At 31.0% G+C, this 8975-nt stretch carries 9 protein-coding genes; 5 read left to right on the top strand and 4 right to left on the bottom strand.

The features are described 5' to 3' along the window. Positions 1–509: 509 nt before the first annotated feature. Positions 510–1763 carry an ABC transporter permease gene (locus tag B0A57_RS09580; RefSeq protein ID WP_011964285.1) on the bottom strand — a complete coding sequence of 418 codons (1254 nt, stop codon included), beginning with the start codon at positions 1761–1763 and terminating at the stop codon, positions 510–512. Between the two features lie 21 nt (positions 1764–1784). Between B0A57_RS09580 and B0A57_RS09585 the strand changes: the two genes are divergently transcribed. Continuing rightward, positions 1785–3077, top strand: a complete 1293-nt coding sequence (locus tag B0A57_RS09585; RefSeq protein WP_228463474.1) for an exo-beta-N-acetylmuramidase NamZ family protein — start codon at positions 1785–1787, stop codon at positions 3075–3077. Between the two features lie 22 nt (positions 3078–3099). On the opposite strand, the gene B0A57_RS09590 is transcribed toward B0A57_RS09585, so the two are convergent. Then, the gene (locus B0A57_RS09590; protein WP_034099348.1) at positions 3100–3594 is read right to left on the bottom strand and encodes a YkgJ family cysteine cluster protein; all 495 of its coding nucleotides are present in this window, start codon (positions 3592–3594) and stop codon (positions 3100–3102) included. Between the two features lie 166 nt (positions 3595–3760). On the opposite strand from B0A57_RS09590, the gene B0A57_RS09595 reads away from it, so the two are divergent. Next, a complete protein-coding gene (locus B0A57_RS09595; protein WP_011964288.1) occupies positions 3761–4462 on the top strand; it encodes a class I SAM-dependent methyltransferase in 702 nt (233 codons plus the stop codon). Positions 4463–4766: 304 nt separating this feature from the next. On the opposite strand, the gene B0A57_RS09600 is transcribed toward B0A57_RS09595, so the two are convergent. Beyond that, entirely contained in the window at positions 4767–5159 is a 393-nt protein-coding gene (locus tag B0A57_RS09600) for an energy transducer TonB (RefSeq protein WP_011964289.1), read from the bottom strand. A 522-nt stretch (positions 5160–5681) separates the two neighbouring features. Then, positions 5682–6314: a 7-carboxy-7-deazaguanine synthase QueE gene (locus tag B0A57_RS09605; protein WP_011964290.1), complete on the bottom strand. Its 633-nt coding sequence runs from the start codon at positions 6312–6314 to the stop codon at positions 5682–5684. Positions 6315–6922: 608 nt separating this feature from the next. On the opposite strand from B0A57_RS09605, the gene B0A57_RS09610 reads away from it, so the two are divergent. From B0A57_RS09610 to B0A57_RS09620, 3 genes are all read left to right on the top strand, one after another. Continuing rightward, entirely contained in the window at positions 6923–7543 is a 621-nt protein-coding gene (locus tag B0A57_RS09610; RefSeq protein ID WP_011964291.1) for a hypothetical protein, read from the top strand. 27 nt (positions 7544–7570) lie between these two features. Continuing rightward, positions 7571–8071 carry a T9SS type A sorting domain-containing protein gene (locus tag B0A57_RS09615; RefSeq protein ID WP_011964292.1) on the top strand — a complete coding sequence of 167 codons (501 nt, stop codon included), beginning with the start codon at positions 7571–7573 and terminating at the stop codon, positions 8069–8071. Positions 8072–8229: 158 nt separating this feature from the next. Then, a partial coding sequence (locus B0A57_RS09620; protein ID WP_207758883.1) for a hypothetical protein occupies positions 8230–8975 on the top strand: 746 nt, incomplete at its 3' end.

An 8975-nucleotide genomic window follows, 5' to 3' on the forward strand; every position in this document is an offset into this window, starting at 1 on the left:
TTTAAGGTTTTGGTTTTGTGGTGGTTATCTTTGGTTTTTTTTGAAGCGTTGCTAATCCTTAGGGGTATTTAAGGCTTTATTGACATCGATTGCGTTTCTTTTTAGTTGCCCTAGTAGGGTTTGTGCTTGCTTTCTCCTGTTTTGCTGGGTTGCTTAATGTTTTGTCTTTATATTTTTACTCCTTATATATAGTGTAGGGGTTTTGTGTTATGGAATGTTGAATCTTATAACGCGGGTATCTTTATTTTTTTAATGGGTTTTGTATTATTGCATTTGCGGTTTGTGGTTTGCAACGCAGATGACACGGATTTGATAAGTTTAAAAAAATGGATTTGTTTGTTTTTGGAAATAGCTGGGTCAAAATTTTGAATGCTGAATGCTGATGTGCTGCGCCGCGTGAGGGATAGCAGCGGAAATCCTTTTTTTGAGGCTTTTCGCCGATAAAAAAGATTGTAGCGCATAGCCCGACCCGACCTTTTCGGGAGGGGCACGCCATTATTAAAGAAGTACTAGCTGAATTTTATAGCTTTTACTGGTGATATTTTGGTTATTATATAGGTAGGGATTGTTAGTACTAATAGGCATACTGTTATTGTTCCTAGATTAAGTAAGAGGATGTGTGCTATATTTATATTGACTGGGGCTTGGTTAACGTAGTAGTTTTCTGGGTTTAGTTTTATTATTCCTGTGTGTTTTTGAATAAGCAATAGTCCTATTCCTATTGTATTTCCCCAGAGTAGTCCCTTGGTTATTAGGTGTACGGCGTTATAGAGGAATATTTTGCGTACTGTCCAGTTGTTTGCCCCTAGTGATTTTAGGATTCCGATCATTTGGGTTCTTTCTAGTACTAAGACTAGTAATGCTACTACCATATTGATTGTTGAGACGACTATCATGATGACTAGTATGACGATAATATTGAAATCGAATAGTTTGAGCCATTCGAATATGTTATAGTATTTTTGGACTATGGTTTGGGTGTCTAAGGTTTTTGAGGGGTCGGATTTGTTTTGTGAGTTGTTATATACTTCGACTCCTTTTTGTTCTATTTTGTCGAAATCGTTTATAAATACTTCGAAAGCGCCTACTTGGGTTGGTTGCCATTTATTGATTTGCTGTATGTGTCGAATGTCGCCTATTATATAGGTAGCGTCGAATTCCTGAAATCCTGAGTTGTATATTCCGACGATACTAAAAACTCGTAGGTTTGGCATGTGATTGCCACTGTCTTTCATAAAGAAAGTATTGCATTTGTCGCCTAGTTTTAGTTGTAATCTATTTGCAAGATATTCTGAGATGAGAATTTCTGGGTTAAGTTCTGATTTTAAGTTTGGTATTCGCCCTTTTACTAAATATTCTGTGAGGTTTTCCCAACGGTATTCTTTGCCTACGCCTTTGAAAACGATTCCTTCGAAGGCTTTTTGGGTTCTAATAATTCCTGCTTTGCTGGCTACGGCCTGAATATGTTGTATTCCTTGTACCGAAGTAAATTTGGGGTAAAAATCCTGATTGGTCGATATTGGTGATAAACTAACTTGGGATTGGTTGTCATCGAAATTTGAAATTAGTATATGCCCATTGAAAGCAGCTACTTTTTGGCGTATTTTTTGTTGTAGTCCTGTTCCGGTTGCAATAGAAACGATCATCATAATCATACCAATAGCAATTGCGGTTATTGCAATTTTTATAATTGGCGCAGATATACTACTTTTATGATCTTTAGCACTGGTTAGTCTCTTTGCTATGAAATATTCTAAATTCAAACAGTTATGATTTATAAATTGATGTCCAAAAATACAGTTTTATTCCTTTTGATGGTTGTTTTTTCTTGCGGAAGTGGTAAAAAACTGAAAGTAGAAAAAAGAAAACCGAAGGAAGTAGAAACCAAAACCACGACTCAAAATCAAATTGAGATAACAGAAATAAAAACAGGAGCCGATAATTATATGGTGTATTTGCCTTTATTGAAAGATAAAAAAGTAGGAATTGTAACCAATCAGACCGGAATAATAAAGATTCATGGAGAAATGGGCAGTGTAAAAAACAAGAAAGGAAAAACAGTTGGAGAGTATGAAGTTGCGGATTTTAATGAGCTAATCGTAGATTTCTTACTATCTAAAAAAATAAACCTTCAAAAAATATTCGCTCCAGAACACGGCTTTCGTGGTACTGCCGATGCTGGCGAACATATTATTGACGGAAAAGATTCTAAAACTGGCTTGCCTATTATTTCGCTCTACGGGGATAACAAAAAACCAAAAGCCGAACAATTAGCAGGGATTGATATTATGATTTTCGATTTACAAGATGTGGGCGCAAGATTTTATACCTATATATCATCTTTGCATTATATAATGGAAGCTTGTGCCGAAAACAATATTCAACTTCTTATTTTAGACAGACCCAACCCCAACGGAAGCATTGTTGATGGCCCCGTTTTAGAAAATGAATTTACTAGTTTCGTAGGAATGCATCGAATCCCAACGTTGCACGGCATGACGATTGGTGAGTACGGAAAAATGATAAATGGCGAAAAATGGCTCAAAAACGGAATACAATGCAAACTAACAGTTATTCCTTGTTTAAATTACAAACGAGAAATGACTTATAGCTTACCCGTAAAACCATCGCCCAATTTACCCAACGACCAAGCCATAAATTTATATGCAAGCTTGTGCTTTTTTGAAGGCACCAATGTAAGTGTAGGTCGAGGAACCGAAAAACAATTTCAAGTTTATGGCTCACCTTATTTAGAAAAAAAGAGCTTTAGCTTTACCCCTATTCCTAATTTTGGCTCAAAAGACCCACTTTGGAAAGGCAAAGAATGTTTTGGCGAAGATTTATCGGCTGTTGCCAAAGTAAAACAATTAGAACTAAAATGGCTCATCAGAGCTTATAAAGAAAACTCGGGAATCATGACTCCTTTTTTTAATGGTTTTTTTACCAAACTGGCTGGAACAAAAAAATTGCAACAACAAATTGAAGCCGGAATGTCTGAAACTGAAATTAGAAAATCTTGGGAAAGCGGATTGGTTGCGTTTAAAAAAATGAGAGAAAAGTATTTGATATATAAATAGAAGAAAGAAAAAGACTTGATGACTATAAAGGCATTTTTACCTTCATTTTCTCTACAATATTAAATGCTGCAGGACAAATCGCAACATTATTCAAAGTTAAATCTGTAATTTGATTAAACTTCTTTCTGTCGGTATGCGGGAATTCTCTACAAGCTTTTGGGCGAACATCGTATATAAAACAGGAATTGTCTTGGTCTAAAAAATCACAAGGAACAGTTTGCAAGACATAATCTTGATCTTCATCAATACGCAAATATCTGTCTATAAACTGCTGTGGTTTCTGTCGCAAATGCTTAGAAACCCTTTCGATATCTGCACTAGTAAAAAGAGGCCCAGTAGTTTTGCAACAATTAGCACAATCTAAACAATTTGTTTTTTTAAATTCGGCATCATGCAAATCTTGCATCACATAATCTAAATTTTTTGGTGGCTTATTTTTTAGCTTAACAAAATACTTTTTGTTTTCTATATGCTTATCTTTGGCTTCTTTAGGAAGTTGCTGTAAAATTTGTTTCATAAGGAAGTTTAAAAGTTTTAGGTGTTTAGAAATTTAATTTCGACGCCTTTAACAGGGAGCTAAATTACTAAACTTTTTAAACTTATAAACATTCTAAACCCCTAAATAATGAATGCCACCCCGATAATTATTGGGAAACGAATGTTAAATTTTGAAACACAAAAAAATGTTAGATCTTTTTGGAAAAGCCATACTCGATTACCAAACAAACAATTTGCCAGAAGACCTTGTTACCGAAACTTCTATTTCTGAAGCCGACCAAATGAGCGTTTCCTATTTGTTTCGTTCTTATGCCGAAATGCCGACACTAGAACAAAAAGCGTTACAATTAGCAAAAGGAAACATTCTCGATGTGGGTTGTGGTGCAGGAAGCCATTCCTTATCATTGCAAAACGAACGAAATCTTACTGTTACTCCAATAGATATTTCCGAAAAAGCAATTGAAGCTTGCCAACTTCGTGGTCTAAAAAATGCTCGTGTTCAAAATGTTTTAGCTCTTGAAAATGAAAAATTTGATACCATTATATTATTAATGAACGGAACTGGAATCTTCGAAACATTAACAAAAACTAAAAAATATTTGCAGAAACTAAAATCATTATTAAATCCAGACGGACAAATATTAATAGATTCCTCAGATATTATTTACATGTTCGATGATAATGAAGACGGAAGCTATCTTATTCCTGCCGATGGTTATTATGGCGAACTAACATTTACCATACAATATAAAGGAGAAACAGAAAAAACTTTTCCGTGGTTGTATCTAGACTATAACACACTTCAAAATGCTGCAAATGCAAACGGATTGCAATGCGAATTAATTTTAGAAGGCACTCATTACGATTATTTAGCCAGACTTTTTTAGAAAATATTCCAGAAATTATTATCCATTACAGAAAAAAATTACCCCTCTCGATTAAAAAAAATCATTTGTATTGTGAATGATTTTTTTGATCGAGAGGGGTAATATCACGCTGGCGCAATTACTAAAATTTTGATCCCTTTGAAATATAAAGTATAAAAAAAAAGAGTTGTATAGATTTTTTTGTGTTCAAACACTATTTTTTACTAACTAAAGCGAACTAGCCTTTTTAAATCCTGAAAAAAACATGTTTGTTTATTTTTTAAAATAAAAAAAGTAGCATTAAATACTATGCACACAAATAGTACTAATTTTTTATAATAATAGGCAATAAAAATTTTACCCTTACTTGTTTTCCGTCATACTCCCCAGGCGACCAATTGGGAGATTTAGCAACTACTCGTTTTGCTTCCTCTCCTGTACCTGAACCCAAATCGCTTAAAATTTTTATTTCAGTAATTTTTCCTGAAATTTCTATAACAAAACTAAGCTTTATAGTACCCGAAATTCCTTCTACTTCCGGAAGAGCAAAGTTTTCACCAATAAATTTCATAAATTCATTATGTCCTCCTGGAAATTCAGGTTTTACTTCGGCATCTTCATAGCTAACAGGGAGACTTTTGGTTTCTCCTAATGGTGCTTGTGCAAAAATGAATTGTGACGCTAGCAAAACCATTACTATGAGCAGCATTTTTTTCATAATTGTGTGGTATTTTAGGTTAAATTATATTCAATAGAACTCCAAACATTGGCTTTTATTTTTATTGGGACGAACAAAATAAAATTTTGGAAATTAAAACTTTAACAAGTATATCATAATTATTTCAAATAATGAAATAAAATCGACAAAACGTTTGCTTTTATAGATAAAATAAGAATTTTACTAATTAAATACTTAATTGATATTATTTAAAGCTAAAAAATAATACTTCAATAATTTCATATTTCGCATTGTGTCATCAAAATTAAGACACTTACTTATTATTTTACTAGTTTGTTTTGCAAGTATTTCTCTAAATAATTATTAACTTAGTTAACATACAGTCATTAGTAACTGTACAATATTATTTTGTATGAGATCATATCATTCGTGTTTTAGTAATCTTATTCTAATATCCTGTAGTTTTAAACTTTGCACAAACATTACTTGAATATAAAGACACCTTATATAAGGTATTATAACGAAATAAAATTGCTAAAAGAACAATAGAAAAGAAAAAAATTAGGGTATATTCAGATATTTATGTGTTTGCAATGACACTCTCCATTTCGGATTATTCATCACATAATCTACAATAAATGGTGTCATTTCTTCTTTCTTACTCCATTCTGACTGAAGGAAAAGTATGGCGTTTTTATTAACTTTGGCGGCTTGTTCTTCGGCAAAAATAAAATCGTGTTTGTTGTAAATAATTACTTTTAGTTCATGAGCAATTTCGTATGCTTCTGCAACTGGGAGTTTATTTTTTTTTGGTGAAAGGCAAAACCAATCCCAAGCACCTGTTACTGGATAGGCTCCAGAGGTTTCAATATGCACTTGAAGGTTTTCTGCTTTTAATCTTTGGGTTAAAACCGTCATGTCCCAGGTAAGTGGCTCTCCTCCAGTTACAACTATTGTTTTTGCGTATTTTGTTGCGTTTTCAACAATGACATCTGTTTTTGTTGGCGGATGCAGTGCTGCGTTCCAACTTTCTTTTACGTCGCACCAATGACAGCCCACATCGCAACCGCCTATTCGTATAAAATAAGCTGCTGTTCCTGTGTGATATCCTTCTCCTTGTATGGTGTAAAACTCTTCCATAAGTGGAAGCATCTCTCCTTTTTCGACTGCAATTTGTATTTCTTTTGTGAGCATTATATCTTATATTGTTTGCAAAGATAGTGTTTTAGGTTATTTGTTTATTGTTTTATATGGTGTTCCTAAATAATGTAAATAAAAAAATAGATTACGAATGTTATACTGATTACGAAAATTTATTTTGTTCGGTTCTGTTAAAATTTGTTTTGCCTCTTTTTACTATTGAATTTACTGCAATAACAAATACACGGTGTACTATTGTGAGTAATGAGAAAATCCTGTCAAGTTATTCGTACTATGAGATTCCTAGTCCTAGAAATGACAATATACTTTGCAAATATTGCAGTTTGTTTTTAAAAAAATTTAAAAGGTATCAATTCGTAACAAAACAATAACTGGTATAGTTTATAGAGGTTCGCATTATTTTATCTGATATATTTAAGCTAAAAAACTATAACAAATATTATGATGTTTTGACTGAATTATTTGATGATTTTATAACTAGTTTTTATGCCTCTTCATTTAGTTTCTAAATTTAAAATGTATCTATAAAAGCTAGTATAAATCAATTTTAAAATTATTTTTATTAAGTTTTAGTATAAATAATGTGTCATTTTGTCATATTTATCGTACTTTTGTAAATATTATCTATTTATTATTACACAATGAAAAACATTTTTTTTATTCTACTTCTTTTTTTAATGAGCTGTAAACCAGCTATAAGTCAGGAAGTGTACGCTAAATTTGGTGAGAATTTTACTAAATTTAAATACAAAAACACTTATGGTGAAAATTCTATAAAATTTTACGCACTACCTAGTTTAGCCTTTGAAGCTGGATTAAGCTTTTATTTAAATAGAAAAGAAAATTTATTATTAAACTCAAGTTTAATATATAATCAATACAATGCGGAAGCATTTATTCATGAAAAGCAATACAATTGGAAGGCTAATTATATTGGTTTTCAAAACACTGCGTCTTTTAAATTTTTTGAAGCTTGGACATCATTAAACTTAAAAGGAAAGTTAGGATTTAATGTTTCACATATTATTTCAGGAACTCAAAATAACAATAATATTGTTCATGATTTAACTAAAGAAAAAGAATTTAAAGGTATATTTATTCAGCCTTTAGCAGGATTAGAGGTTGCATATGTAATCAGCGATTTGGTTTATATTAGTTTTGATATAAATAAGATGATGGGATTTAACACCGTTAATAATCCTGAAAAATTAAGCTTTTCAACTAATCAATTTTTGATTGGTTTTCATTTTTTACCTCGATAAATTTTTTTTAACCTTAAAAAAACTATAATGACAAAAATATTTTGTTTGTTAAATTTATTTTTTACTTCAATTATAGTTGCTCAAAATAGTAATTCTATTAGTATACAAAGAGCAACAATTGGAGTAGGTGCATCAATAATTTCTTATCCAACTTCTTCTTTTACAGCTGTTCAATCTATTGGACAATCAAGCGTAATTGGCAATTTTAAACAATCCAATTTAGAGTTAAGACAAGGTTTTATTCAACCTTTAGATTTTGGAGTTTATTCTTTTGATAAAATAAATTATACCGCTTCCATTTTTCCGAACCCATTTATCAACACATTTCAAATAACTTTTAATAAAGATATCGAATTTCCTAAAAATGTTCAGATTTTTAACATTAATGGAAAACTTGTCTTTAATAAAATGTTTTCTGAAAAAAACAATCTTTTAATTGAAGTAGAAAATTTAGAAATTTCTACCTATATATTGATTTTAAGTATACAAAATCAAATTATTTCAAAAAAAATTATCAAATTAAATTAAGTATCATCACATATTATATATGATAATATAGTAAACTAAGCTTTGTTAGTTTCAATTTTTTATTACGCCTGTAAAAAAATACAGTCAGTCTCTAAATAATATTATCATTTTTAATATTCCCCAAACACGAATTAAACCATTAATAAATTCACCTACTAATGACAAAAAAAATATTTATAATACTAATGTATTTTGCGTTTACTAATTTAAATGCACAAAGTAAAGGTTTTACCTATCAAGCTGTTATATTAAATTCCAATTTACAGTTACCTGGAGTAAACGATAATAAGAACATTTTACCAAACACACACTTAGATGTTAAATTTAATATCTTAGATGAAAATGGTGAATTAGAATATCAAGAAATTCATAAAACATCTACAGATCAATATGGGATGATTAATTTAATTGTTGGGCGAGGTATTCCTTCTCAAAATAATTTTACTGATATTTTATGGTATGGTGTTAAAAAGGAATTAGAAGTAGAAATTAAGTTAAATGCTTCTTTCGAAAAATTAAGTAAGCAAGAATTGTTTTATTTACCTGTTAATAAATTTCAAAATCTTATTATCGATAACGATTTAACGGTAGGTGGTACAAGTAATTTAAATGGCGATTTAAATGTAGATGGTGCTACAACTTTAAATAATACATTTACCGTAGCAAATAATAGTCCTGTAGATTTTTCAGGAAATTTAGTGGTTGATGGAACGACTAACTTAAACAATTCTTTATCAGTAAATAATCAGTCTCCAGCCAATTTAACGGGGACATTAAATGTAGATGGTGCTACAACTTTAAATAATACATTTACCGTAGCAAATCAATCGCTATCACATTTAACTGGTAATTTAGTGGTTGATGGAACGACTAACTTAAACAATTCTTTATCAGTAAATAATCA

It is taken from the genome of Flavobacterium psychrophilum DSM 3660 = ATCC 49418, from assembly GCF_002217405.1.
GTDB lineage: Bacteria > Bacteroidota > Bacteroidia > Flavobacteriales > Flavobacteriaceae > Flavobacterium > Flavobacterium psychrophilum.